The following is a 26,585-nucleotide window of genomic DNA, read 5'->3' as shown; positions in this document are numbered from 1 at the left end:
GGCAAAATTAGCGCCAAATAGGGAATTTTTTGGAGGTTTTACGGGGATTTAACGGCGCTGCAGCGGGGAAGTGGCAAGAAGTGGCAGAACGGGGTGCGTCGCTCTTCTAATTGCAAGTTCGGGTGGTTGGAGAGGGGGGCGGAGGGAGGAACCCTCCGCCGGGTATGGCCGAGTTCTTTGCGTCACTTTTTCCTGTCGAAGAGAGAGACGACATTTCCCCCTTTGCGGGGAGCATCCTTGCCTGCGCCCTTGCCTTCCTTGCCGACCGAGGCGAGCGGTCTGGGGGGCGGTTCCGGCGAGACCACTTTTTCCAGCATGATCGGGGTGCCGGCCATGGTGAAGGGGGAGCCGTTCACCTGGCTCTCATCGAGGATCCAGGTGTAGACCTGCAGGGGCACGGTGAGTACGAGAAGCTGCACCTTCCACCATCCCTGCTTCACATCCGGGGAAATGTCCTCGATCCTCGCGTAAAAAGAGGGTTTGTTGTCGATGTGGACCAGCACCAGGTCGTTTACGGTAGACATCAGTTGTTTCCTCCGGTCAGAAAGCGGTAGTGGTGCGGAGTATAGGGGACGGGGCGGCGTCCCTCAGCAGGGAGCCGTCCATCGCTCCGCGGGGGAACAACGAGCGGATCTCGGCGTAGAGTTCCCTCAACTCGCGCTCCATCAGGTAGAAGCGGGAGACCTCGCTATGCGCCAGCCGGTCCTCGATCAGCTCGCAATTGAAGGTGATGCAGTTGAAAGGGCGGTAGCCGGCCGGCACCAGGCAGTTCGGCTCCCCCAGGTAAGGACAGAGGCCGTTGTCGAAGCGGGGCGTTAAAAGCGGCTCTTGCGTCGCCAGGTAGACCAGGAGATCCACCGCGGTGAAGTGGTACTTGCCGCAAACGCAGCAGGCCCCGCCGCAACCGGCGCAGAGTTCCGCGGCGTCCACCTGCGCCACCAGGTGCTGCATCCTGTCCTTTAGCGCGACCATGGAGCGGGAGAGTTCGCGCAACCGGTGCGCCTTTTCCAGCGGCAGGGCGAGGAAACCCGCATTCACCGCGGATACAGCCTTGCCCCATTCCCTCTCCCACTTCATCTGCACCTACCCTTAAAAAAAGCCCTTCAGGCTGTCGCCTGAAGGGTTCAACGTTCAACGTTCAATGTTCGCGAGGCTTGGTTTCCTTGATCGTCAACATAGCTACGGCTCCGTCACCGGAAAGATGGCCGGAGAGAAGAGCTGGACGAACGTAGAACATAGAACGTAGAACCGGTTTTGAAAAAATTGGCCGAAGCAGCCCGTAAGCCGGGTTCTGTTCCCGCAGCCGGTTACCCGGAGGCGGGCGATGGTCATTCATCTAGGAGCGCCGTTACCGGCGCCCTCAAGCAACCAACCCGGAAGCACGGACGGGCCGTCCTTAACGCTTCCCTATTTGGTCTTGCTCCTGGTGGGGTTTACCTGGCATCCGGCGTCGCCGCCGAACCCGGTGAGCTCTTACCTCACCCTTTCACCCTTACCCCCCTTCCGCCTTCGCCGAGGCTTCGGCGGACCCTGTCGCCAGGGTGTGGGGGGCGGACTTCTCTCTGTGGCACTTTCCCTGAGGTTACCCTCGCTGGACGTTATCCAGCACCATGCCCTGTGGAGCCCGGACTTTCCTCCCTCCACCTTCGCCAAAGGCTACGGTGGACGGCGGCCATCTGGTCTGCTTCGGCCAAAGCCTAAAATCGGTTCAACGTTCAATGTTCAACGTTCGACTCTGCTTTCCTCTCCGGCCGCCTCTACAGCTACGGGGGCCGTACCTGCGCTGACGAACAGCGCAGCCAGGATCACCGAACCTTGAACCTTGAACGTTGAACGGCTTCTCAGTCCTGCACTTCCTGCTTCATGATCAGGATCCGCTGGCAGTGCGGACAGGTGATCACGTCGTCGGCGCGGAACAGGGTGTTGTAGAGCTGCGGCGGCAGTTGCATGTTGCACCCCATGCAGTTCCCTTCTCTCGCCTCGACGACGGCCACGCCGCGGCGCTGGTCGCGCAGCCTGCTGTAGCGCTTCATCACGGAAGCGGGAAGCCCTTTGACGGTCTGCTCGCGGGTGGCGACGTCCTGCGCGATGCCGGAGTCGAGACTCTGCACCTTGGCCTCGACTTCCCCTTTTTGAGCGGCAACGTTACCCTCGAGCTCGGAGAGATCCGCCTCTTTCTTGGTCACGTCGGCGTTCACTTCCTCGATCGCGTTTATCTTCTGCAGGATCTGGTCCTCCAACTCGGCGATCAGCTTCTTCGCGGTGGAGATCTCCTTGGAGACCGCCTGGTACTCCTTCTGGGTCTTGATCTCCTTGAGGTGCGCCTCGGACCTGGCGATGTTCTCGCCCTCGGCCTGCAGATTCGCCTCCAGCGCCCCCTTCTCCTCTTCCAGGGTACGCGCCTCCTCGCGCCTGGCCGCGATCTTCTCGCGCGCATCGGCAAGCTTCGCTTCGAGTGCCTGGGCTTCGTTCAGAAGCTGCTCTTTCTCGCTGTCCAGACCGTCGATCCTCAGGTCGATTTCCTGCAATTCGTATAACGACTTCAGACTGTTACGCAAAATCCGCCTCCCCAACTTCCTGTTTTATGTGCACAAAGAGCGCGACCTACCAGAAACTGAAAGGTTCGCGCTCTCCTTGGTACTCCAAAACCTCTGCCTCGAACCGCTTTGCCTGCAGTGCGGCTCTGAGCTGCCCGGCCAACCCCTGAACCATGGGGTATTCGGTCGAGAAATGCCCGGCGTCAAGCAGAGCCAGCCCCAACGCTTCAGCCTCGCGCGCCTCGTGGTACTTCACATCCGCGGTGACCAGAAGATCGGCCCCCTTGCGCTGCGCCTCGTGGATGAGCGACGCGCCGGAGCCGCCGCAAAGTGCCACCTTCTTCACCAGCCGCGCCGGGTCGCCCACCAGGCGCACCCCGGTCGCCGCCAACCGCTCCTTGACCTGCAGCGCATAGGCGCCGGCAGTGACCGGCTCCGCCAGCTTCCCGATTCTACCGAGCCCGTACGCCTCGCCCCGGTTCAGCACCGGGTAGAGGTCGTAAGCCGCCTCCTCGTAGGGATGCGCGCCCTTAAGCGCCGCGACCGCCTGGGCGATGCGCTCCTTGACCAGCAAGAACTCCAGCCTGCTCTCGGGCTCGGCGTGGCTTGCCCCAACCTCCCCCACGAACGGGCGCGCCCCCGGAAGCGGGGTGAACCTCCCGGTCCCCCCCCCCTGGTACGAGCAGTCGCGGTAGTTGCCGATGTGAGGCATGAAGGGGGACATCGCTGCTAAAAGCTTCTCCTCGCAGCCGCGCGGCGCAAAAAGAACCATCTTCACGTACTCGTCGCCGCCGGTGATCCTGAGCGGCTGCGCCCCATGGATGCCGAGCAGTCCGGCCAGGAGATCATTGACGCCCCCCGGGGCTATATCGAAGTTGGTGTGCAGCGAGATGATGGAGAGGTCGTTTTTGAGGGCGAGGATGGCGAGGCGGCCGGTTTCATCGACGGTGGAGATCTTTTTGAGCGGGGTGAAGATGAAGGGATGATGCGTTATCAGAAGCTGGCAGCCGGTCTCGACCGCGGCCTCGACGGCGGGGCGGCCGGGATCCAGGGCGACCATGATCCGCGAGACCTGGCTGGAGGGATCCCCAAGCTGCAGCCCCACGTTGTCCCAGGACTCGGCGAGGTGGGATGGGGCAATTTTGCCAGTGATTCCGGATATATCTGAAACTCTCGGAGTAATCATCGCACACAAAAGAAAAAGAGTGCAACCGCTTGGTGTGCACTCTTTCTCCCCACTTTAGGTGTATTTTTTCGTCTGACCAGGTGCTTTAAGGGCATCCCTACATCATCCTAATTGTAAGGTGGTGGGCCCACCAGGACTCGAACCTGGGACCGACCGGTTATGAGCCGGTAGCTCTAACCAACTGAGCTATAGGCCCGAAAAGCGAAATTTCAACATATAGTAAAAGGATTAACGTGTCAAGCTTCAATTTATAATGATCACCGCCGCTTTTGCTAATACATCTCATACTTGAGCAACCTGCACTCGATAGGCCCGTTGTAGAGTACGATGCGCCTGGCGGCCTTCAATCCTACAGCTTTGGCAAGCTCAAGATTGCCGGTGAAGAGGTAGCCCGTATATCCCTTGCAGCGCTTTTTCAGCACGTCGCCGATCTCCTTGTAGAGCGGCCGGAGCGCCTCCTCCTCCCCAAGCCTCTTGCCGTAGGGGGGATTCATAATGATGACGCCCGGCCCCGGCGGGGGGGCGAGCTCGGAGAGCTGCTGCCGCCCCAGGGAGATCTGCTCCAGGACGCCGGCGCGCTTGGCGTTCTGGGCGGCCATCCCCACGGCGGAATGCGAGATGTCCGTCCCCTGCACCGGCGCGGGGAGAGAGGTGAGCATGCCGCTGCGCGCCTCGGAGACAACGCGCTCCCATAACGCCCGGTCGAACCCTCTCCAGCGCTGGAAGCCGAACCCCTGGCGCGACAGGCCGGGGGGGATGCGCAGCGCCTTCATGGCCGCTTCGATGACGATGGTGCCGGTGCCGCACATGGGGTCGATGAGCGGCGTGGTTGCGTCCCACCCGGAAAGCTCGACCAGGGCCGCGGCCAGGTTCTCCTTGAGCGGCGCCTCGTGCCGGTCCAAGCGATAACCGCGCCGGTCCAGCGGTGTACCGGAGCAGTCGAGACTCACCGTGCAGCGGTTGCGGAACAGCCGCAGGTTCACCCGCAGGTCAGGGTCCGTGGTGTCGACATTGGGGCGGCTGCCGAAATGGTCCCGCAAAACGTCCACGATGGCGTCTTTCGCCTTCAGCGCCACGAATCCTGAATGGGTGAGCGCCGAATCCCTCAGGCTGCAGTCGACCGCCAGCGTCATTGCCGGCGTCAAATACTTGACCCAAGACAGCCCCCGCACCCCCTGGTAGAGCTGCTCCGGCGTCTCGCAAGGGAACTCCCCCAGAGGCATCAGCACGCGGCTCGCGCTCCTGAGCCAGAGATTGGCGCGGTAGGCCGCTTCCATTCCCCCGCCGAAACGGACCCCGCCGCTGTCGACCGCCACGTCGCTTGCACCCAGCCGCGTCAACTCGGCAGCGAGAACCTCTTCCACCCCTTTTGCAGTGGTGGCGAAAAAACGCTCCTGATCCATCTGAACTCCTCGAATGCCGCCATTTCTGCAACGGAGGCAACACTGTCCTACCCCGCCCATCTGAGAGGTGGCACGTCATTTGCTGAATATTTTTTTCATCAACCGAGGTAATTAAAAAATTATTGTCAATTCAGTCAATGCTTCAGCCTGCATCAGAGGAGCAAGCCATGATAAGCCAGGTGCTTACGGATTTCGCAGCAGCCTTTACATTAACGAACATAAATATTAGCACTTGCCTTTACACATTAATAAAGTACAATCCTGTGTCTCCGATGTTTCGGGTCTATATCGCGTTCTAGGGAGAAGCATTCCATGGGAAGATTGCTCAGAGTTTTGATGGTGGAAGACGCCCCTGACGATGCGCAGCTCATCGTGATCCGGCTGGAACAGGGAGGTTTTGACGTCCAGTTCCAGCGGGTCGACAGCGCCCAGGCCATGTGCGACGCCTTGGAAGGCTCTCCGTGGGACATCATCATCTGCGACTACGTCATGCCTGGCTTCAGCGGCCTGCAGGCTCTGAAAATCCTCAAGGAGAAAGGGACCGACATCCCCTTCCTGATGATCTCCGGCAAGGTCGGGGAAGAGGCCGCGGCTGAGGCCATGCGTTGCGGCGCCGACGGATTCCTGCTCAAGGGGAACCTCACCGGCTTGGTACCCGCCGTGCAGAGGGGGCTCGCTGACGCGGCACTGCGCGAACAAAACCGCCGCCACGAGCAGGAACTCAAGGACAAACTCTCCTTCATCCAGGTACTGATCGACACCCTCCCCACCCCCATCTTCTACAACGACCCCAACGGCCTCTATCTGGGTTGCAACAAGGCCTTCGAGGAGCAGATCGGGATGAAGCGTGGCGAGAGCATCAACAAGAGCATCTATGACATCCTCCCGCCGGACCTGGCGGCATTGTACACCCGGGGGGAAGAGGTGGCAGAAAGCGGTAGCGGACCGCGCAGCTTCGAAGGGACCATCACCTGCGCCGACGGCGAAGAGCGCGACGTCATCTTCTACAGCGCTTCCTTCAGCAACTCGGGCTCTACAGACGGCGGCGTCGTCGGCGCGCTGCTCGACATCTCCGAGAGAAAACGCGCCGAGACCAAGCTCCGCTACTTAAGCACCCACGACATGCTTACCGGCATCTACAACCGCGCCTATTTCGATGAGGAGCTGGAGCGCCTTAAGAAGGGGCGCAAGTTCCCGGTCAGCATCGTCATGGCGGACGTGGACTGCCTCAAGGAGGCCAACGACCGGTACGGCCACGCCGCGGGGGACGAGCTGCTGAAACAAGCTGCCGAGGTGTTGAAGAGCGCTTTCAGGAGGGAGGACGTGGCGGCGAGGATCGGCGGGGACGAGTTTGCGGCGCTGCTCCCCAACACCGACGAGGCGGCCCTGGTCGAGGCGATGGAGCGGCTGCAGCAGCAACTGCTGCTAAGCAACAAGGAACACCACGGCTTCCCCCTCCCCTTAAGCCTCTCGATAGGGGCGGCTACCGCTTTAAACGGCGAGGAGCTCTGCGCCGCCTGGCGCGTTGCGGACCAAAGGATGTACCGTGAGAAAAAAGGGCGCAGCGCCGGCACTCCCCACTTCAGGCAGCGCCACATAAGCGTCTGAGGCTGATCGCCGCTCACCGCTTCACTGCGGCCGAACCTGGCCGGCTACCCCCCCTGAGAGGAGTAGCCGGCGAAGCCTTTTTGCAGCAGTGCGGCAGCTTCCTTGTTCCTGGGGCTTCCTGGATGCTCGGCGGCCAGCCTCTGTAAAACAACCTTCCCCTGCTTCACATCACCCGCCTTAAGATATGCCTTCCCCAGATAAAAAAGGGTGTCGTCCAGCCTGGTCAGTCCCGGGAAACGCACCAGCGCCTCGTTCAGCCGTTTGATCGCCGACTGGTATTTCTCGGTCCTCAGGTAGAAGTTCCCTACGTAGTTTTCGTAGGCGAGCTGTTTGTCGCGGCAGTCGGCAAGCTTTCCGGAGAGTTCGGGGGCATATTCAGACCGCGGGTATTGCCCCAGGAAAGCCTCCAGGGTCGCCACCGCGTTTTTCACCGGAGTCTGGTCGGTATCGGTGCCGGCTATCTGCTGGTAGTGGCTCAAGGCAAGCCGGTAAAGCGCGTAAGGTGCCTGGGGATGGGTCGGGTGGAGTTTGCGGAAGTCTTCATAGGCTGCCGCCGCCTCGATGTATGCCTTGTTTTCGAAATGGGCGTCGGCGATCTTCAGCTCCGCCTGGCTGGTCAACCCCGGGACGGTGTCGCTCTCCTTCACCTTCTTCCAACTCTCGATCGCCTCGGCGTAGTTGCGCGAGGCGTAGGCGGCCTCGCCTTCCTTGAAATGGGCGTCCGCGCTTTTAACCGGTGCAGGGGTCGAGGCGCAGGCGCTGATCAGGCAAAGTGCGGAGCAAAGGGCAAGGTGACGCAGGGGTCGAAGCTGCATGAGGTGACTCCTTTCCAGGTGGTGGTGGCCCAGCGACAAAGGTCCCCGGGACGGCTCGTGCCCCGGGGACCTATTTTTCTCTAGCTGCGGTTGGCGCGCTTGCGCATGTTGGGGTCGAGAAACTTCTTCCGGAGGCGGATGGACATAGGGGTTACCTCGACCAGCTCGTCTTCGTCGATGAACTCCAACGCCTGTTCCAGGGTGAGAAGCCTCGGCGGGGTGAGCTTGATGGCGTCGTCGGAGCCGGAGGCGCGCACGTTGGTGAGCTTCTTCCCCTTGCAGGGGTTCACCTCGAGGTCGTTGTCCTTCGCGTGCTGGCCTACGATCATGCCGCCGTACACCTCGACGCCGGCGCCGAGGAACAGGATGCCGCGCGGCTGCAGCGCGTCGAGCGAGTAGGCCGTGGTCTCCCCCTGCTCCATGGCGATCAGCACCCCGTTTTTCCTGCCGGGGATCTCCCCTTTGTAGGGGGCGTACTCGTGGAAGGTGTGGGTGATCACCGCGGTGCCGCGGGTCTCGGTGAGGAACTCGCCCCTGAGGCCGATCAGGCCGCGGGCCGGAACGATGAACTCAAGACGGATGGTATCGCCCATCGGCGTCATTGCTGCCATCTCCCCCTTGCGGGGTCCCATGCGCTCGATGATGGCCCCCTGGTACTCGGCGGGGACGTCCACCACCAGGTATTCCATCGGCTCGTGGCGCACGCCGTTCACCATGCGCATGATTACCTCGGGTTTGGAGACCGCCATCTCGAACCCTTCACGGCGCATGTTCTCGATCAGGATGGAGAGGTGCAGCTCGCCGCGGCCGGAAACCTGGAAGGTGTCCGCGTTGGAGGTGTCGGAAACCCGCAGCGACACGTTGGTCCTAAGCTCCCGGTCCAGGCGTTCGCGGATGTTCCTGGAGGTGACCAGCTTCCCCTCGCGCCCGGCGAAGGGGGAGGAGTTGACGATGAAGTTCATGGAGAGGGTCGGCTCGTCGATGGCGACGTAGGGAAGCGGGATCGGGTTGTCGGCCGCAGCCAGGCTCTCGCCGATACCCACTTCGGTGAACCCAGCGATGGTGACGATGTCCCCGGTGAACGCCTCGGCGATCTCGACCTGCTTCAGCCCCTCGTATCCCAAGAGCTTGGTGACGCGCGCCTTGGAGATGGTGCCGTCGCGCTTGATGAGGGCGACGGTCTCGCCGGAGCTCACCTTGCCGTTGAAGATCTTCCCGGTGGCGATGCGGCCGATGTAGTCGTTGTAGTCGATGTTGGTGACCAGCAGCTGGAAGGGCGCGGTCGCGTCCCCCTCGGGGGGATGGACGTTTTCCTTGATCAGTTCGAAAAGCGGCTCCATGTTCTCGGAGGGATGCTCCATTTCGCGCATGGCGTAACCCATCTTGGCGCTGGTATAGCAGATGGCGAAGTCGAGCTGGGCGTCGGAGGCCTGCAGTTCGCAGAAGAGGTCGAACACCATGTCCACGACCTCGGCGGGGCGGGCGCCGGGACGGTCGACCTTGTTGATCACGACGATCGGCTTAAGGCCCAGGTCGAGCGACTTCTTGAGCACGAAGCGGGTCTGCGGCATCGGGCCGTCGAGGGCGTCCACCAGCAAGAGCACCGAGTCGACCATCTTCAGCACGCGCTCCACCTCGCCGCCGAAGTCGGCGTGGCCCGGGGTATCCACGATGTTGATCTTGTAGCCGCCGTGGTGGATGGAAAGGTTCTTGGCGAGGATGGTGATGCCGCGTTCCTTCTCCAGGTCGTTGGAATCCATCACCCTCTCGGTGATCGCCTCGTTTTCTCTGAATACGCCGGACTGCTTAAGCATCGCGTCGACCAGGGTAGTCTTGCCGTGGTCAACGTGTGCGATGATCGCTATGTTTCTGATCTTCTCCTGCATGGGTTGCAGCTCCTCTTTGCTTGGACACCTAAAATAAAAAGACGAGCATGGAGCCCGTCTTAAAAACAGCCCAATATGGCATGTTTCGCCACACTTGACAAGTTATTTTCTTATGATACGCCGTCTTCCGCCCATCGCGGCCATCTGCTGTTTCTGAATGGTCCCGAGGCTTTCCAGGTGGAATTGCAGCCACATCTCGCCGTAACCCTTCATCTTCATCTTCTTCCCTTCGCGCAGAAGCTCCAGGTTGTGCTTCAAGTTCTCGTCCCCCGGGAGCTTGGAAACCCCCTTGGCCAGCACCTCGCACCCCTTCACCGTTTCCCCGATCTCGTTCAGGCAGTAGGCGTAGAGGGCGTAGAGGAGCGACTCCTTGGGCGAGCCCATCAGCGCCTTGTCGAAGGTCTCCTTCATCTTGTCCTGCTTGTTGCGCTTCATGTAGGTGACGGCGAGCATCCCCATGGTGACCCAGTTCTTGAAGAAGCCTTTTTCCAGGTAGGGGAACGCAGTGGAGAAATCGCGCCTAACGAAGTAGACCATGCCGATGGCGGAGTTGATCTGGCTTTCCACGTAGATCTGCCACTTGCCGAAGCGCAGAGCGCTTTTCAGGTCGCGGATCCCTTTTTCAAAGCGCTGGGCCTGGATGTCCTTCATGGCAGGTTCCATGATCGCCTCGAGCTTCTTGGTGACGATCCGGGAGATGACGAGGAAACTCCCCAGAAAGATCACCAGGGCGGCGAGGCCAGCGGCCCACCAGTACTGGAAGCCTGCGGAGAGGGAGACGATGAGGAAAACTGCAACGGCCGCGCCTGCGGAGATGAGAAGGTTATACATGGTCTGGCTTGTCCTTTCGTGCTGCTTTAGGGGTGAATTGTTAGGTGTGGGTTTTGGTGCGCTGCCGGCTAGCCCGAGTCCCGTGCCCCGGCGCCCTTCTTCTCCTGGTACTTGGCGACGATGATGCGCTTGCCGGGTTTCAGCGCCACCCTGGTCTTCAGGTTGTTCCAGGCCGACAGAACCCGCGCCGTGACGTTGAACCTTTTGGCCAGGGAGGCAAGTGTATCGCCCTTCTTCACGGTGTAGTACTTGTGGAACTCCTTGGCCTCCGCCTTCGCCTCAGCCAGGGCCGGAGTCGATGTCTGCTCGCCCTGAGCCGCGACCAGCACCGGGACTGTCAGCACCTTGCCGTGGAGCTTCGCGGCCTTCTTGCGCCCCAGGTCGTTCAGCTCGGCAATGGCCTGCGGCGTGGTCTTGAAGCGTCTGGCGATGGAGACGAGGGTGTCCTTCTTCTTGGCGCGGTAGCGCACGTGCTTCACCTTCTCGGTGTAGCGCTCGGACTCGGGCACCTTGGCGTACTCGGCCTCGAAGGAGGCTGCCGCCCCCCTGGGAACCTTAAGCTGGTACCCCGGGTAGTCAGGCGGAGTGGAGCCGCGGCGCAGCGCAGGGTTCAATTCGCGGATGGTCTGCACCGAAACCCCGCAGGCCTTCGCCACCACTTCCAGGTCCGTGCGCGACGGGATCTTCACCACGTCAAATTCGATGGGTGGGAGGTAGGCCACGTCTGCGAAGCCGTGCTTGGCAGGTTCCTTGGCGATGATGGCTGCGGCCAGAAGCTTCGGGACGTAATCCTTGGTCTCGCGGGCCAGATAGCTCCCCTTGGAGATCTCCCAGAAGTCGCGGGTGTTGTACATGTTGATGGCGCGCAGGATCTTGTTCTCACCCGCGTTGTACCCTGCCGCCGCCAGGTACCAGTCGTTGTTGAACAGGGCGTAGAGCTCTTTTAAATAAAGCGCCGCGGCGACCGTGGCCTTCAGGGGATCGCGTCTCTCGTCGACCCAGGGATCGATCCTCAGCGCATAGCGCTTCCCGGTTGCCGGCATGAACTGCCACGGGCCGACCGCGCTCGCCACCGACACCGCGTGGGTCATGAATCCGCTTTCGATCATGGCCAGGTAGACCAGGTCCTCGGGGAGCCCTTCCTTCTTGAGCACGGTCTTCATCATCGGGATGTAGCGCTCGCTGCGGGAGAGCCACTTGGCGAAGACCGGGCGCGCCGGTCCCTGGAAGTAGCGGACGAAATAGTCCACCTTGGTGTTGAAGGTAAGCGGAATGTCGGAGTCGGGAAGGTCCATCTCCGGCAGCTTAAGGTCGTAGTCCTGGGAATCGTCGCTGAAATCTTCGTCGTCGGAAAAATCCGTAGGGGTGAGGCCGAGCCCTTTGGAGAGCGTGACGTCGGAGGAGTTGGAGGCGACCCGCATGGCCCGGGCCAGGTCGCGCTGGTCGCGCTGTTCGGCGGCCGTGCTGGCCGGCGCGGCGAAAGCGGTGGTAGAGAACAACAGTGACAGTATGATAAGGGTCGTTTTGATCATTCAATACCTGTTTACGGGGTTGTACCGCTGGCGAACACACAGGGGCGCAGAGTACCGGAATTTAGCGGAGTTGTCAATTCAAACGGGCTTTCCGTACCGCCTCGGCAGGGTGGTCCAAGGGGGGCGGCGCGATGCCGGCTACCGGAACCTATCGGAAAGAAGCTGCGGAACTGCAGGCAAAAAAGCAGACGAGGCAAGGGGGAGGGAACAATCGGTAATCGGAGGAAAGGCGCCGGCAGCAAAGGCAACCGCCGCTAAAAATGAAAAAGCCCCCTGCCGGCATGGCTGGGGGCTTTTTGCTGGAACGCCCGCCGCTTTTACCCGGCGGGCTGACTAGGGCAACCCTCTTTGCAGTGGGTTACGGGGCGAATCATATAAAAATTAGTCCACATAATGAGTCTCCTTTTCCCTGTTGGATTTCCATCCCTCGCTGTGTGGTTCCCGGAGGATGCTGCAAATATAATACTCGGGTTCTTCAAAGTCAACCTGCCCCCGGGGCGAATTAAAGGGAGGTGCCACTCTTTTTTATTAGAGAAAGAAGCCAGCCGTCTTTTAGCCTCAGCGCCGCGTGCGGACAGAGTTCGCGGCAGCAAAAACAGCGGATGCAGCGCCGGTAATCGAAGCGCAGCCTCCCCCCCTCCACCCTGATCGCGCCCGGAGGGCAAGTCTTTACGCAGATTTCGCAGAGCCGGCAGGCCCCCTCCACCACCTCGGGGCGGGAGGTCAACTGGTTTCTGAGCCGATGCTTCAAAAAGGGCGGGAGTCCGAACTGGACGTCGGACAGATGGGGGAGCCGGAAGCTCCGGTAAGGGACTTCATTAGGATCCACCCCCAGACACTCGACCTCCGCACGCTCGGCTCCGGGAAGCTTCATCCGGCGCGCGGCGTTCTCCACGTAGAGAAGCTTTTTGGGGATGCCCGCGACCTCCGCTGCGACCTGGTCCACCGCGAGGGCGTTATCCCCGGCCAGAAGGAGGCCGACCTGGCAGGGGTCCCCGCTACCCGGGCCGTTTCCCTCCATCCCTACGATGGCGTCGACGATGTTCAGGTCCGGCTCGCGCAGCCGGTACACCTCCAAAAGCATCCGGGCGAAAAGATCCTTGTCCGCGCCGGCCTTCAGGTGCCAGGCCGCCTTCTGCGTCCCCACTATGGCGCCGAAGAGGTTCTTGACGCAGCAGGTCATGGTCATCATCTCGTGGGTCTTCAACTTGGGGAGGTTGATCAGGCGCTCCGCCTCCAGGTAGGGGGCGGCCAGCTCGAAGCGGCGGTAAACCCCGGAACCTCGAACCTCGCGGCTCTCCACGAAGGGGACGAACCCGGCCCCGGTCTCCTCGATCACCGCCAGCATCCCCGACCGTTTGGCGACCTTTGCGGCACTCCCTACTCCCGGGGAGTCCCCGACGAGCGCTATCCCCCCCGCCTGCTGCACCTCCAGGATCACGGCCCGCAACAGTTCCGGGTGCGTGGTGACGGCGGCCTCGGGGGGCTTCGCGGAAAGTAGGTTCGGCTTGATCAACACCCGCTCGCCGGGCTTCACGAAGCGCTCCATCCCCCCGAGCCTTGCCAGAAGCCGCGCCACCCCTTCCTGAACCAGCTCCCGCCGGTAATCCTCCACCTCCTCTACCGCAACCTGGTGCATGCCCCCTCCGGAAATTCGTTGTCAAGCGGCGCCTTCATGAGTAAGATTCCATACCATGAAAGCCGAACTGGAGCAATTCTATAGCTACCTGGAGACCGAGCGCAACGTCTCCCCCCACACGCTCGCCGCCTATCGAAGCGACCTGGAGCAGTTCCTCTCGTTCCTGGCCAGGGAGCGGGAGGAGCCGCGCGCAGAAGAGGTGGACCACTTGGCCATCAGGCGCTACCTGGCGCAGCTGCACAAGGGATGCGCCAAGAGCTCCATCGGCCGCAAGCTCTCCGCCATCAGGGCGTTCTTCCGGTACCTTATGCGCGAGGGGAGGCTGGGGAAAAATCCGGCCGAGCTGGTGAACACCCCGAAGAAGGAGAAACGGCTCCCGTTCCATCTCAACATCGACCAGGTCAGCGCGCTGGTGACCGCGCCCGCCGGCAATTCCGGACTGCCGCTTCGCGACCGCGCCGTCCTGGAGACGCTCTACTCCTGCGGCACCAGGGTGAGCGAGTTGACCGGCATGAACGTGGGCGACATGGATCTTGCAGCGGGCCTTGCACGGGTCATGGGCAAAGGGGGGAAAGAGCGGCTGGTCCCGGTTGGATCCTGCGCCAGAAGCGCCCTTGCCGCCTACCTCTCCGAGCGCGCGAACCCGGGGCCTGCCGAGCCGCTGATCCTGAATGCCCGGGGGGGGCGGCTCACCCGGCGCAGCGTGGCGCGCATCGTCGACGCCCACATGCTCATGATCGCCGCCATGCGCAAGGCCTCACCGCACACTCTGCGCCACACCTTTGCCACCCATCTGCTGGAAGGAGGCGCCGATCTGCGCGCCATCCAAGAGCTATTGGGGCACGCCTCGCTCTCTACCACCCAGAAATACACCCACGTCAGCATCGACAAGCTGATGGAGGTCTACGACAAGGCCCACCCCAAGGCGCGCGAGTAATTCCCACCCCTCGTGCGGTTAATTACCTTTAATTTCATATATTTAAGTAAACAGAACCTTGCACAGCGTCGCAATACGTTGTAAGTTGCACGGCGCGCGCCTCAGAATGAGGCAGCCCCCACCATCCGCAGCCTGGACCCAACAGCAGAACACTGATGGAGCCCGCCCCAATGACGAAGAAGCAGCTCTACAACAGCAGGATACTGCTCACTTACCTCAATCTGCTCAACAGCAGGTACGGCGAGGTCGACCACGCCGACATCCTCGACTACGCCGGAATCAGCCCATATCAAGTGACCGACGCCGCCCACTGGTTCACCCAGTCCCAAGTGGACCGGTTCAACGAACGGCTGGTGCAGTTGACCGGGAATCCCGGCATCGCGCGCGAGGGGGGGAGGTACGCCGCCTCCCGCGACTCGCTGGGCTTCATAGGAAAGTACGTCCTAGGGCTGATCGGTCCCGGCAACGCCTTTTTCACCATCAACCAATCCAGCTCCAACTTCACCAGGTCTTCGCGCTTCGAGTGTAGGAAACTCGCAGCCAACAAGGTGGAGATCACGGTCACCCCGCTTCCCGGGGTTAAGGAGCGCCCGTTCCAGTGCGAGAACCGCATCGGTTTCTTCGAGGCCATACTGGCGAGCTTCAACTGCGAATCCCCCCTCATCGATCACTCCGAGTGCACCTTCAAGGGTGGCGCCTGCTGCCGCTACGTCATCTCGTGGCGCAACAGCCTGCCGCGGCGGCTGCGCACGACCCGGAACCTATTCACCGCGGGGATGGTGGCCCTCGCCCTGGTCTTCCATCATCCGTTCCCCTGGACCGCCCTGTCGCTGGGCCCGCTGTTCCTGGCCTTCTTCTTCGCCTTGAGCCACCTGGCCTCGCACCTGGAAAAACGGGAACTGCATGCGGCGCTGGTCAACCTTAAAGAGTCTACGGACGAACTCCTGGAACAGACTGCCACCAATTACCAGAACGCCCTGATGGTCAACGAGGTCGGCCAGGCAGTCAGCAAGCAGACGAACAAGGACCAAATGCTCGACAACATCGTCGCGGCTCTGGAAATGAGGCTCGGCTACGACCGCGGGATGATACTTCTGGCCGACGCCAACCGGGCGACCCTCAAGTTCCGCGTCGGCTTCGGCTACGACGAGGCCCAGCTGAAGACCCTGCAGGAGGCCTGCTTCAGCCTGGACAACCCCGATTCGCAGGGGGTCTTCGCCACCTGCTTCACCCAGCATAAACCTTACCTGATCAACGACTTCTCCCGGGTGGCCTCGCTGCACTCCCCACATAGCGTGCTCTTCGCGCAGCAGATGGGGGCACAGTCGTTCATCTGCTGCCCCATAGTCTGCGAGGGGGAATCGCTTGGGGTCCTCGCCATGGACAACGTGCGGACCAAGAGGCCCCTGGTCGGCAGCGACATGAGCCTGCTGATGGGGGTGGCGCCGGTAATCGGGATAAGCATCCGGAACGCGATCTACATCGATAACGAGAGGAGCATGACCGAGCAGTTGCGGCAGTCGCAGAAAAGGGAGGCCATAGGCGAGTTGGCCAGCGGCGTCGCGCACGACTTCAACAACCTGCTCACCGCGATCATCGGCTTCGCCAGCCTGGCCCAGGCGAACCTCGATCCCGGCACCATACCTTTCCAGTACCTCGACGAGGTGCTGAACGCCTCCGAGCGCGCCACCTACCTTACCCGGGGGCTCCTCGCCTTCGGCAGGAATCAGGCCGCCCATCCCCAACCGGTGGACCTGAACCGGATCGTAGGGCAGATGGAGAAGCTGCTGGGGCGCCTCATCTCCAGGCAGATCGAGCTCAAGGTTTCGCTCTGCCATGAGTCGCCCACGGTCCTGGCCGACCCCGGGCAGTTGGACCAGGTAGTGATGAACCTGGCCACCAACGCACGCGACGCCATGAACAACGCAGGCGTGCTCACCATAGAAACCGCGGTAGTGGCATTCACCCCCGACTCCGACAGGGGGCACGGCGTAAAAAGGGGGGGGCGCTACGCGAGGCTTTCGGTCAGAGACACCGGGAGGGGAATGGACGAGGCGACGCGGGGCCGGCTCTTCGAGCCTTTCTTCACCACGAAGGAGACCGGGCAGGGGACGGGGCTGGGGCTCGCTATCGTCCAGGGGATCGTGCAGCAAAACGGGGGGTTCATAGAGGTGGAAAGCACCCCAGGGGAAGGGTCCTGCTTCCTCATCCACCTCCCCCTGCTGCAGGAGATCTCCGCGCCCGCACAGGCGCCCCAAGCCGCGCTTCTCCCCTGCGCCGGCTGCGAAACCATCCTCGTGGCCGAAGATGCCCTGGAGGTCAGGAGGGTGACGGCCGAACTGCTGCAGCAGCACGGCTACCGCGTTATCGAGGCGGCCGACGGGCGCGAGGCGCTGGAAAAGTTCCTGGCCCACCAGGACCAGATCAAGCTGGTGATCATGGACCTGGTGATGCCGAGGATGAACGGCCGCGACGCCTTCGACGCGATCGCTAAGTGCAACCCCGACCTCAAGGTCCTTTTCACCAGCGCCTACCCCCCCGAAGAGGTCGACGCCGGCCGGGCCGTTCTGCCCGAGGGGAGCTTCCTCGCCAAGCCTTGCCAGCCGCGCCCCCTGCTCTTGGCGGTCAGGCGCCTGCTCGGCACCGGCCGGGGGATGAAACACGAGATGCTCACCCGCGGCTGACCCTGACACGGAGACCCAAAAAGCCCCGCCGGAAACCGGCGGGGCTTTTTTTTACTGCAGTCAAGGTGGGAGCGATTACTCGCAGAGGTCGATCTTGACGTCCCAGTTCTTGAGCTTCATGGTGCCGTTCTTCTCGAGGTTGAGGTGCATCTTGAAGGCGCGGTCCCAAAGCTGCGGCTCGTGGCCGACCTTCCTGGCGAGGCAATCTTTCTCGGCGATGTTGAGGTACTCGGTGAGCTGCGGCTTGTAGTCCGGGTGCGCGCACTTCTCGATGATGCGGCGGGCGCGCTCTTTCGGAGCCATGCCGCGCAGGTCGGCAAGCCCCTGCTCGGTGATGACGCAGTCGAGGTCGTGCTCGGTGTGGTCGATGTGCGAGCAGTGCGGCACAACGCAGGAGATGCCGTTGGGGTCGGTCTTGCTCGGACGGGAGGATGGGGTGTGCATCATCTTCAGGAAGCCGTTCCTGAGGAAGTCGCCCGAGCCGCCCAAGCCGTTGATCATGCGGGTACCGCCGACTAGGGTGGAGTTGGCGTGCGCGTAGATGTCGATCTCGACCGGGGTGTTCATCGCGATGCACCCGAGACGGCGGATCGGCTCAGGAGCGTTGGAGATGGAGAGCGGACGCAGGGTGATCTTGTCGAAGTACTTGTCCATGTTCTCGAAGAAGCGCGGGAAGCCCGGGGTCGCCGACAGGGAGAGCGAGCAGGAGGAGGCCGCGTCGAGCTTGCCGGAATCGAACAGGTCGAGCATGGTGTCCTGGAGCACCTCGGTGTAGACGGTCAGGTTGGAGAAGGGGCCCTTGGCGAGGCCGCCGATAACGGCGTTGGCGATGGAGCCTACGCCCGACTGGATCGGGAGGAGGTTCTTCGGCAGACGGCCGGCTTTCACCTCGTGGGTGAAGAAGTCGATGATGTGGTTTGCGATCGCCTCGGAAGTGTCGTCCTGCTCGGCGAAGGCACGCCCCTGGTCGCGCAGCTTGGACTCAACCACGGCGACGATCTTGCTCGGGTCGCAGGGGATCGAGGTCGAACCGATCCTCTCGCCGGCATGGGTGATGCCGAGGATCTGGCGGTTCGGCGGGGTGAGCGGGGTCAAGAGGTCGTGGATCCCTTCGAAGGAGGGCTGTCCGGTGTTCACCTCGACGATGATCTTGTCGCAGATCATGAGGATTTCGGGGATGACGCCGCAGGAAGAGGTCGGAACCAGGGAGCCGTCTTCTTTGATGGCGGAGACTTCGATGATGGCGAGGTCGAGCTTGCCGCTTTCGGAGTCCTTGGTGTAGAAGCCGTAGCCCAGGTCCTGCGCGAACAGGGAGAGGTGCTTGTCGCCCATGCGGATGCGGCCGGCGTTGATGCCTGCGGCGATGTTCTTGCCGGTCTGGTACGGCCAGCGGCGGTCGATCATGTCCAGAGTCGCCCAACGGTCTTCGGTCTCGGCGCCGACGGAAGCGCCGATGAAGAGGTTGAATCTCAGTTTGCCCTGCAGGTTGTTCTTCTCAACATGGTCAGCCAGGGCGATAGGCACCACTTTCGGGTAACCAGCCGGGGTAAAACCGGACCAGCCAAGGTTCATCCCGTTCTTGAAGAACTCAATGGTCTGCTCGGGAGCCATGACCTTGTTCAATAGTTGTTTGCATTTTACCCGGTCTTGCAGTGTGCCGTACTGGGACATAACTTCCTCCTGTTCTGTTTTGGTGTCTACGACTACGATCAGCCGCTAAGCTGATAAATTATATGGGGTTGTCACAGATGCCGAGCCGGTTGACTGACTGACCCTGTGACGCGCAGGCATGTGTCTGGGGAAAATTAGAACCGGATTCTACTGAAGAGAACAAAGAGAGTCAAGCGGTAATAACCCAAGGCTTTACCCAGCCCCCGCTACCAGCTTTGACTGCGACTGGAGCTGGTTAATGCTGTCTTAACTTAACCCGTATACGATGTATACAGTATGCAATCTAATCTGAACGCGCCGTTGCAGTCAAGAATAAAAAAATGTTTCGTGTATTACGGCGATACCGTTCCTTTCCAGTCATGTGCATTTTTTATGTGATACCAGACAGTTCGCCCTTCGAGGTATCACTCCGGCATATAGCATTTACACCCTTGAAACTACGGCCAAAGAGTGTTCTTTTCCACCGTAGTACAAGCCGCAGTTGTCAGATCCAGCACCAGCCTCTGCGGCTATGCTGCAGGGGTTACCTTTATCGGAAAGAGCAAACGCCGTATCGCGACCAACGCGCGCCCGATCCACTCCAAAATAGAACAGAAACGCTGCCAAAGGGCCACGAAGCGCAGCCAGCGCCCCCTCTGGCCATAAAAACAGGCCGCACCAAAAGAAGGTACGGCCTGTTTTATTCCCGGTTTTCCTACCTGCAGGGGTAAAGCTACTCCGCCCGGTAACCGAGGCGCACGGCGCCCCAGTGGCGGTTGTTGATGCTTATCGGCGTGGAGATGTCGTTCATGACCTCGCCGGTGTCCCTCATGTAGGTCTGCAGCAGGAACGGCTCGGCGTTTTGGGCCGCCTTGAGCCCGGTCTTGTCATCGAAGATCCTCTTGGTACGGTTGTTCACCCTGTCGACATCCGGATCGCCGGTCAGGGGCTTCGAATAGCGCAGGTTGTGGCTCGCTGTGTAGCCGCGGTCGTCGACGCAGATGGCGAAGAATATGTCCCCGTTTTTGGCAAGCGTCTCCTCCTGGAGCGGGGAGATGAACTGGTCGAAGAAACTGTCGAAGGCGGTGTTGTACTTTTGCGGCGACGTGTTCGGGATGGGGCGGTAGTTCCTGTCGCTCAGGTCGGCCATGGTGATCCTCCCGGCGGCGACCCCCGCTTCTATGGCCGCCAGGAACCGGTCCCGCAACTCGCAGACCTCGCGTTTCATCTCATCGTGGCGGTTGCCCACGCTGAACTTGCCGACGGTGGAGAAGATCTGCTCCGCCACCCCGGTCAGCTCCATGAACGCCTTTTCGCTCTGAGTCATGTCCGAATGCACCTTCGAGGCGGATTCGGAGACGTTGTGGATCTTGTCGGCGATCTCGTTGGTGGTGGCGCTTTGTTCTTCTGTGGCCGAGGCGATCTGGTTTATCAGCTGCGCCGTCTCGCCTGCCAGACCGAGGATCTTCTCCAGGCACTCCCTGGCAGCCGTCGACTTGGCGACGCCGTCTTCCACACGTTCCTGTTCCTGCGAAATGGATCTTGCCGCCTCGCGGCTTTCCAGCTGGATGTTGGTGATGATCTTGGCGATTTCCTTGGTGGAGGTCGCCGTTTTTTCCGAGAGCATCTTAACCTCGTCGGCGACGACAGCAAAGCCGCGTCCATGTTCCCCGGCCCGGGCCGCTTCGATCGCCGCGTTGAGCGCGAGCAGCTTGGTCTGGTCCGCGATGTCCTCGATCAGGTTGATGATGTCCCCGATCTGCGCCGACGAGGATTCCAGTTTCCCCACCGTTTCCAGGGTCTGCACCACGTTCTCCCGCACCGAAACGATGCTCCGGCAGGCATCGTCCACAACCGACATCCCCCGGCTGGCGGCCGCATCCACCTCAGCCGAGAAGCCCGCAGCCTGGTGCGTGTTGCCGGCGACCAGGTTGAGCGTGGCAGCCATCTCCTCGGTAGCCACCGCCACCGTCTCGGAACGGTCCTTCTGCTCGGCCGAGTAGCCCACCGTTTTCTGCGCCCGGTTGGAGACATGGCAAAGGGAGATGGAGATGTTCTCGGCCAGGTCGTACAGCACCGTGACCGTCTCCCTGAGTTTTCGCACCAGGTGGTTGATGTGCCGCGCCAGATCCCCAATCTCGTCGCCGGAGCGGACCGCAATCTCCTTGGTGAGGTCCCCTTCCCCTTCGGCTATGTCTTTGAGCTTCTCTGAGAAAAAGAGCAGATCGCGCACCACTGTCTTCTTGAAGAAGAGGTACATGCAAAACATCATGCCCAGGAAGAACAGGATCCCGGCGACGAGGAGGATCGCTATCATCCTGACGGCGCTCTTGTACCCCTCCTCCAGGGAAGAAGTGAGGAGCAGCGCACCCAAGTACTTGTCAGAGCCGTCGTGGCACTGTTTGCAGCGTTCCTCGTTCAGAAGCGGGACCGCCGAGCGAAGCGTATGTATCCCGTCCAGGACCTGCCTGACCTCGATCCGCTTCCCGGAGGCGAGACTGTCAGCAACCTGCCGGTCCACCTTCTCCGACACGCTATCCTTCCCTTCCTTGTTGTAGACCTTGACGTCGAAGCCGAACTGCTTCTCCTTGGCCACCTTGGCCAGGTTCACCACCGACTTGGAATCATCCTTCATCATGAAGGCTGCGACCTCCTCCGCGATGACGGCTTCCATGTTACGGCTGTTTTTGGCCTGCAACTCCATGCTCGATCGGTACTGCAGCCAAATGGCGAGGCACCCGACAATGGTGATGCCGATAAAGAGGTTGATCCCTACTATCGACAGGATTTTGTGCATCAGTTTGTTCTTGAACATCAGGCCTCCCCCGGATAATCCTTTTCCAATGCCTCTTTGGTAGGAGTATCGGCAACCTGTCTTTCTACTTTAGAGACTGCGTTTACAATTATTTTATTTTAATCATCACAAGCTCCTTCCGGACAGATTTGATTCAGGCACAATCGCCACAATTGCCTTGCCTCAACTCTCTCTTGCCTTATTTCAGACAGACGCTGCTATTTTCCTCTATTTGACCTGAATCAAGGCCTGCCAGTGCAAGTGGTGATATGCTCTTATAAAAGCACGCGGAGGTGTTCCATGAATCAGTTACAAGACGATGAACTGCACCGGCAGTTGGTGCAAGAGTGCAACGACGCCATCATCTTCTCTGACCGGCAGGGGGTAATCAGGCTCTGGAACAAGGGAGCCGAGCGGATGCTCGGGTTCACTGCGGAGGAGGCGCTCGGCCGCTCGCTGGACATCTTCATCCCGGAGAACCAGCGCGCCCGCCACTGGGAAGGGTACTTCAGGGTGATGGAGACCGGCTACACCCACTATCAGACCGACCTCCTCGCGGCCCCCGCCCTGCGCAAGGACGGTACCCGCATTTCGTCGGAATTCTCCATGACCATCATCAGGGACGCAGACGGCCGAGTGGCCGGGACTGCGGCGGTGATGCGGGACGTTACGGCCAAGTGGCAAAAGGAAAAGTCGCTGCGGGCGAGGGTTGCCGAGTTGGAAAAGGAACTGGGCCAGAGCTGAGGCCGGTACAACACGTTTGAGCCATCAACAAAGAAAGGGCTCCGGGTTTGACTCCGGAGCCCTTTCTACGGCCGAGATGGTAAGGAGGTGCGTCTTCACCCCACCTGGTCGATCAGGTAGTTCTGCACGCCCATCTGGGCGATCTGGTCCAGCTGAGCCTCGATATCGTCGATGTGCTCCTCTTCCTGGTCCAGGATCGACTGCAGCAACTCGCGCGTCCCGTTGTCCCCCAGCTCCGCCGCAAGCCTGATGCTCTCGTTGTACCCCTTTATGGCGGTCTCCTCGAGGGCGTGGTCGAACTGGTGCATCTTAGGGATCTCGCCTCCGATATGGATCGGGTCCAGCCTGCTGACGATGGGCCTCCCCTCCAGGAAGAGTATCCGCTCGATCAGTTTCTCGGCATGCTTCATCTCCACGATCGCCCTCTCCCTGATCTTCGCGTGCAGCCGCTTGTAGCCCCAGTTCTCGCACATCTCCGCGTGGACCATGTACTGGTTGGTCGCAGTCAGTTCTTCGGCCAGGCGCACGTTCAACTGTTCAATCACCCTTTCATTCCCCTTCATGGAAGACCTCCTTTTATCTGCGAGTTGACAGCCGCCGGACCGCTCGACGCCTCGACACCCTTGGCGTTACGCCGCCCGGCAAACATTAATACACTCTAATTTAAAGCGAATACGAGTATATCGAGCGAGAACCGATTGGCAATGCCAATAGGTGGTGCTGTGAGGGAGGATTCACTGCTGTCAATAAAGGATGGTTACAGAATGAAGGCGATGGAGCGTAACACAGGAGAGATGGGGGAGATCGCAATATAGAGGTACCTGAGGGGCACGCTACACGGGTTGGGGAAGTTACCAGGAAGGAGGGGGCACAGGTAAAGCGCTGGCGCGCCGGCGGCAGAGGCCGGCGCGCCAGGATGAATGAAATCAGGGGACCGTCTCCGGCTCCGCCTCGTCCGTCTCGGCTCCCATCGGTGGTGCCTCGCCTTTGGGCAGGACGAGGTTGAGCAGGATTGCCGCGATGCCGCAGAGCGAGACGCCGTGCAGGTGCTGCCCGGCAACGTTGAGGCTGAGGCCGCCGATGCCGAAGACCAGAACCAGCGAGACGATGACCAGGTTGCGCGGGCGGTGCATGTCGACCTGGGCGTGGATCAGGGTGTTGAGACCGACCGATGCGATGGAGCCGAAGAGGAGCATCATGATCCCCCCCATAACCGGCACCGGTATCGACTGCAGGATGGCGTTGAACTTGCCGAAGAAGGCCATGACGATGGCGAAGCCTGCGGCCCAGGTCATGATGACCGGGTTGTAGCAACGGGTAATCATCACCGCCCCGGTCACCTCGGCGTAGGTGGTGACGGGTGGGCCGCCGATCAGCGCGGCGGTGCAGACGGCGAGCCCGTCCCCCAGCATGGTGCGGTGCAGGCCCGGCTTCACGGTGTAATCCTTGCCGGTCACAGCCCCGATGGCGACGATGTCGCCGACATGCTCGATGGCCGGGGCGAGCGCCACAGGGATCATGAACAGGACAGCCGCCCAGTTGAACTGGGGGGTCACGAAGGTCGGCACCTCGATCCAGGGGGCGGCCGCGATCTTGGTGAAATCGACCAGCCCCAGGAAGATGGAGAGGACGTAGCCGACGGCGACGCCGGAGAGTACCGGCAAGAGCCGGAAGATCCCCTTGGCGCGCACAGCCACCGCGACGGTCGTGGCAAGCGAGACCGCCGCCACCAGGATGGCGGTCTCGTAATCGACCAGGACACCCTTGCCGTCTCCGGTTTTGCCCATCGCCATGTTGACCGCGACGCCGGCAAGCCCCAGGCCGATGACCATGATGATGGGGCCCACCACCACGGGAGGCATGATGCGGTGGATGAAATCCGCACCGCGCAGGTAGATCACCAGGGATAGCGCGAGGTAGAGCCATCCCGCGGCGAAGAGCCCCCCCAGGGTCGCCGGCATCCCCCAGGTCTGGACGCTGTAGACGATGGGCGCTATGAAGGCGAAGGAGGAGCCTAAGAAGATGGGGACCTCGCGCTTGGTGCAGAGCTGGAAGATGAGGGTGCCCACGCCGGCGCCCAAAAGCGCCATGCTCGGGTTGAGCCCGGTGAGAATCGGCACCAGCACCAGCGCCCCGAACGCGACAAAAAGGATCTGCGCTCCGGAAAGCGCCTGGCGCCATACCGGTTCTTTTGCTTCTGACATGCAGTTGACCTCGCTAGGAAAGTGATACGGGAGGGAACGCCCCCGCTTTGGTTGCAGCCGGGTGCGTTACTTGGTGCCGAAGATCTTGTCGCCAGCGTCTCCCAACCCGGGGAGTATGTACCCTTGCTCGTTCAACCGCTCGTCGATCGCGGCGACGTAGATGTCGATCTCCGGGTAGGCAGCGGTGATCTTCGCCAGCCCTTCCGGAGCGGCGACGAGGCAGAGGACGCGGATCTGGAGGCAGCCGTTCTTCTTGAGCATCTCTATGGTGGCGGCCATGGAACCGCCGGTGGCGAGCATGGGGTCGATGATGAGGGCCAAGCGCTCGTCCAGGCTCCCGACGAACCTCTCGAAATAGGTGTGCGCCTCCAGCGTCTCCTCGTTGCGGGCCAGTCCCACCACGCTCACCTTGGCGTTGGGGATCATATCCAGGACGCCGTCCAGCATGCCGATGCCGGCGCGCAGAATCGGGACCACCGTCACCTTCTTCCCTTTCAACTGCTGGATCGCTACCTTGCTGCCGTCCCAGCCGGTGATGGTTCTAGGTTCGATCTGGAAATCCCTACTGGCCTCGTAAGCCAGCAGGCAGGCGATCTCCGAGGTGAGTTCGCGGAACTTCTTGGTGCTGATCCCGGCCTCGCGCATCAGGCCGATTTTGTGCTTCACCAACGGATGGTTTACTTCGTGGACACTCATCAGGATCTCCCGGCAAAAATTTTGATGTAACCATACCGGAATTCATCCATACAAACAAGCAGTTGCGCATTAGACGCAACCAATTGGGCACAGTCGGGAGGGGCGGCGAAAAAAGGGGGACAGGCTACTTTTTGTTTTTAAAAAGTAGCCTGTCAGCTGAACCGGTAGGCGAGGGAAAAATAGGCGGCATAGCAAAGGACGGCCACGGTGGCGACCACGCAGATTAGCGCCAGCAGGCGGTGAGCGGTGTTCTCGCGGCTCCGCTCCTGGTACCCCAGGAGTTTCGCCAGCACGATCCCCCCCACTACGCCGCCGCCATGCCCCCAGTTGTTGATGCCGGGCATGATCAGGCCGAAGAGGACCAGGCTGATCAGCCAGCCGCTCACCTCGCGTGAGACGGCCGCGCCGTAATTGCCGCCGCGGCTCTTGCCGAAATAGAAAAGGGCCCCGATCAGGCCGCAGACGGAGGCGGAAGCGCCGATGGTGAATTGGATCCCGGCGAAAAATGAGGCGACGTAGCCGGCAACGCCGCTCAAGGTATAGATGACGAACATGCGGCTCGCGCCGAACTCCGCGCTGACCCAAGGGCCGATCTGACGCAGCGCCATCATGTTGAAAAGGATGTGCAGCAGCCCCCCGTGCAGGTAGTTGGCGGAGATGAGGCTCCATACGCGCCCAAGCTCCAGCACCGGTATCGTGCCCGTAGCACCCAGAAGCAGCAAGCTGTTCTGGTCCGGCGACAGGAAGCTCAGGGGGTTCATGTCGAACCCGCGTCTGCCGCTTACCAGCAGCGAGAGAAGGTAGAAGAGCACGTTGGCAGCGATGATCGCCTGCACCACAAAGCCGGCATCGAGCCCTCCTCGCAGCATTTCTCTGAACCTGGCGCCGAAGCTTGGACGCGGCGCACCGCACCAGATGCACTGAGGCTGGCCGGCATCTATCTGTCTTCCGCATCTGGAACACTTTGTGGAACTCATCTGAATACCCCTGTAATTTCAGCTGCCCCCCACTGTACCATTTCACATCGAGAAAACAACAAAATCAAAGGAGGGTGTTCAAAGAAACAGCCGGCATCTCTGACATAGAAAACTGAAATGCAGTCATTGCGACACCAATTTGAGATAATAGACGTTACGGGTTCGCTCAAAGGACCGCCGATCAACAAAGAGGAGGGATTTTATGTCATAGATTCTGTTTGATGATTTCAGCCCAAGTAAAGTGATACACCTCTATCACCCAAAGAACGAGTATGGGCGACTTACTGGTTCCGGCCGCGGCCCCAGACGTGATCCACGCAAGGAACGCCGGCATCATCCTGCAGGGGGCGAACATCCCCGCCACGGCGGGCTTTAGGGGCTTTAGGGGCTTTAGGGGCTTTAGGGGCTTTAGGGGCTTTAGGGGCTTTAGGGGCTTTAGGGGCTTTAGGGGCTTTAGGGGCT

General features: G+C 61.0%; 21 protein-coding genes, 1 tRNA gene and 1 other RNA gene. 5 read left to right on the top strand and 18 right to left on the bottom strand.

The genetic code is table 11. The features are described 5' to 3' along the window. Positions 1–182: 182 nt before the first annotated feature. The 7 genes from K419_RS0119045 to K419_RS0119020 all read right to left on the bottom strand — a co-directional run bounded on the left by K419_RS0119045 (position 183) and on the right by K419_RS0119020 (position 5,126). Positions 183–524, bottom strand: a complete 342-nt coding sequence (locus tag K419_RS0119045; protein ID WP_026842928.1) for a hypothetical protein — start codon at positions 522–524, stop codon at positions 183–185. Between the two features lie 16 nt (positions 525–540). Continuing rightward, complete coding sequence (locus tag K419_RS0119040; RefSeq protein WP_026842927.1) at positions 541–1,077, bottom strand: hypothetical protein; 537 nt, start codon at positions 1,075–1,077, stop codon at positions 541–543. Between the two features lie 188 nt (positions 1,078–1,265). Then, positions 1,266–1,688, bottom strand: an RNA gene (gene rnpB / locus K419_RS22915) — RNase P RNA component class A. A 153-nt stretch (positions 1,689–1,841) separates the two neighbouring features. After that, entirely contained in the window at positions 1,842–2,558 is a 717-nt protein-coding gene (locus K419_RS0119035) for a zinc ribbon domain-containing protein (protein WP_026842926.1), read from the bottom strand. A gap of 46 nt (positions 2,559–2,604) precedes the next feature. Then, positions 2,605–3,723, bottom strand: a complete 1,119-nt coding sequence (locus K419_RS0119030; protein ID WP_026842925.1) for a Nif3-like dinuclear metal center hexameric protein — start codon at positions 3,721–3,723, stop codon at positions 2,605–2,607. 119 nt (positions 3,724–3,842) lie between these two features. Next, a tRNA-Ile gene (locus K419_RS0119025) sits at positions 3,843–3,919 on the bottom strand. 76 nt (positions 3,920–3,995) lie between these two features. Continuing rightward, a complete protein-coding gene (locus K419_RS0119020; RefSeq protein WP_026842924.1) occupies positions 3,996–5,126 on the bottom strand; it encodes a THUMP domain-containing class I SAM-dependent RNA methyltransferase in 1,131 nt (376 codons plus the stop codon). A 312-nt stretch (positions 5,127–5,438) separates the two neighbouring features. Here K419_RS0119020 and K419_RS0119010 point away from each other — a divergent pair, with 312 nt between their 5' ends. Next, the gene (locus K419_RS0119010; protein WP_026842923.1) at positions 5,439–6,734 is read left to right on the top strand and encodes a GGDEF domain-containing response regulator; all 1,296 of its coding nucleotides are present in this window, start codon (positions 5,439–5,441) and stop codon (positions 6,732–6,734) included. Between the two features lie 44 nt (positions 6,735–6,778). Here K419_RS0119010 and K419_RS22500 read toward each other — a convergent pair whose 3' ends face one another. From K419_RS22500 to K419_RS0118985, 5 genes are all read right to left on the bottom strand, one after another. Further along, the gene (locus K419_RS22500; protein WP_035497627.1) at positions 6,779–7,549 is read right to left on the bottom strand and encodes an outer membrane protein assembly factor BamD; all 771 of its coding nucleotides are present in this window, start codon (positions 7,547–7,549) and stop codon (positions 6,779–6,781) included. An 80-nt stretch (positions 7,550–7,629) separates the two neighbouring features. Next, positions 7,630–9,435 carry a translational GTPase TypA gene (gene typA, locus K419_RS0119000; protein WP_026842922.1) on the bottom strand — a complete coding sequence of 602 codons (1,806 nt, stop codon included), beginning with the start codon at positions 9,433–9,435 and terminating at the stop codon, positions 7,630–7,632. A 102-nt stretch (positions 9,436–9,537) separates the two neighbouring features. Continuing rightward, positions 9,538–10,266 (bottom strand): hypothetical protein, encoded by a 729-nt coding sequence (locus K419_RS0118995; protein ID WP_026842921.1) that lies wholly within the window; start codon positions 10,264–10,266, stop codon positions 9,538–9,540. Positions 10,267–10,334: 68 nt separating this feature from the next. Then, positions 10,335–11,798, bottom strand: a complete 1,464-nt coding sequence (locus tag K419_RS0118990) for a lytic transglycosylase domain-containing protein (protein ID WP_026842920.1) — start codon at positions 11,796–11,798, stop codon at positions 10,335–10,337. Between the two features lie 502 nt (positions 11,799–12,300). Continuing rightward, complete coding sequence (locus tag K419_RS0118985; RefSeq protein ID WP_026842919.1) at positions 12,301–13,437, bottom strand: DUF362 domain-containing protein; 1,137 nt, start codon at positions 13,435–13,437, stop codon at positions 12,301–12,303. A gap of 55 nt (positions 13,438–13,492) precedes the next feature. Between K419_RS0118985 and xerC the strand changes: the two genes are divergently transcribed. Next, the gene (xerC, locus tag K419_RS0118980; RefSeq protein ID WP_026842918.1) at positions 13,493–14,374 is read left to right on the top strand and encodes a tyrosine recombinase XerC; all 882 of its coding nucleotides are present in this window, start codon (positions 13,493–13,495) and stop codon (positions 14,372–14,374) included. Positions 14,375–14,544: 170 nt separating this feature from the next. Beyond that, entirely contained in the window at positions 14,545–17,058 is a 2,514-nt protein-coding gene (locus K419_RS0118975; RefSeq protein WP_026842917.1) for a GAF domain-containing hybrid sensor histidine kinase/response regulator, read from the top strand. Positions 17,059–17,133: 75 nt separating this feature from the next. Here the strand turns inward: K419_RS0118975 and K419_RS0118970 are convergent, their stop codons facing one another. Then, the gene (locus K419_RS0118970; protein ID WP_026842916.1) at positions 17,134–18,729 is read right to left on the bottom strand and encodes an acetyl-CoA hydrolase/transferase C-terminal domain-containing protein; all 1,596 of its coding nucleotides are present in this window, start codon (positions 18,727–18,729) and stop codon (positions 17,134–17,136) included. Between the two features lie 712 nt (positions 18,730–19,441). Then, positions 19,442–21,523: a methyl-accepting chemotaxis protein gene (locus tag K419_RS0118965; protein ID WP_026842915.1), complete on the bottom strand. Its 2,082-nt coding sequence runs from the start codon at positions 21,521–21,523 to the stop codon at positions 19,442–19,444. A 279-nt stretch (positions 21,524–21,802) separates the two neighbouring features. On the opposite strand from K419_RS0118965, the gene K419_RS0118960 reads away from it, so the two are divergent. Next, positions 21,803–22,246 carry a PAS domain-containing protein gene (locus tag K419_RS0118960; protein ID WP_026842914.1) on the top strand — a complete coding sequence of 148 codons (444 nt, stop codon included), beginning with the start codon at positions 21,803–21,805 and terminating at the stop codon, positions 22,244–22,246. Between the two features lie 95 nt (positions 22,247–22,341). Here K419_RS0118960 and bfr read toward each other — a convergent pair whose 3' ends face one another. The 4 genes from bfr to K419_RS0118940 form a co-directional block, all read right to left on the bottom strand. Then, positions 22,342–22,809 (bottom strand): bacterioferritin, encoded by a 468-nt coding sequence (gene bfr / locus K419_RS0118955; RefSeq protein ID WP_026842913.1) that lies wholly within the window; start codon positions 22,807–22,809, stop codon positions 22,342–22,344. A 363-nt stretch (positions 22,810–23,172) separates the two neighbouring features. Next, positions 23,173–24,450 carry a uracil-xanthine permease family protein gene (locus tag K419_RS0118950; protein WP_026842912.1) on the bottom strand — a complete coding sequence of 426 codons (1,278 nt, stop codon included), beginning with the start codon at positions 24,448–24,450 and terminating at the stop codon, positions 23,173–23,175. Positions 24,451–24,516: 66 nt separating this feature from the next. Further along, complete coding sequence (upp, locus tag K419_RS0118945; protein ID WP_026842911.1) at positions 24,517–25,146, bottom strand: uracil phosphoribosyltransferase; 630 nt, start codon at positions 25,144–25,146, stop codon at positions 24,517–24,519. A gap of 152 nt (positions 25,147–25,298) precedes the next feature. After that, entirely contained in the window at positions 25,299–26,123 is an 825-nt protein-coding gene (locus K419_RS0118940; RefSeq protein ID WP_026842910.1) for a rhomboid family intramembrane serine protease, read from the bottom strand. 272 nt (positions 26,124–26,395) lie between these two features. On the opposite strand from K419_RS0118940, the gene K419_RS24210 reads away from it, so the two are divergent. Next, a partial coding sequence (locus tag K419_RS24210; protein ID WP_035497624.1) for a hypothetical protein occupies positions 26,396–26,585 on the top strand: 190 nt, incomplete at its 3' end.

The sequence above is a fragment of the Citrifermentans bremense R1 genome (genome assembly GCF_000426865.1).
Taxonomy (GTDB): Bacteria; Desulfobacterota; Desulfuromonadia; order Geobacterales; family Geobacteraceae; genus Geomonas; species Geomonas bremensis.
The sequence above is the reverse complement of the archived record's forward strand: the minus strand, read 5'-3'. Positions and strand labels throughout refer to the sequence as shown.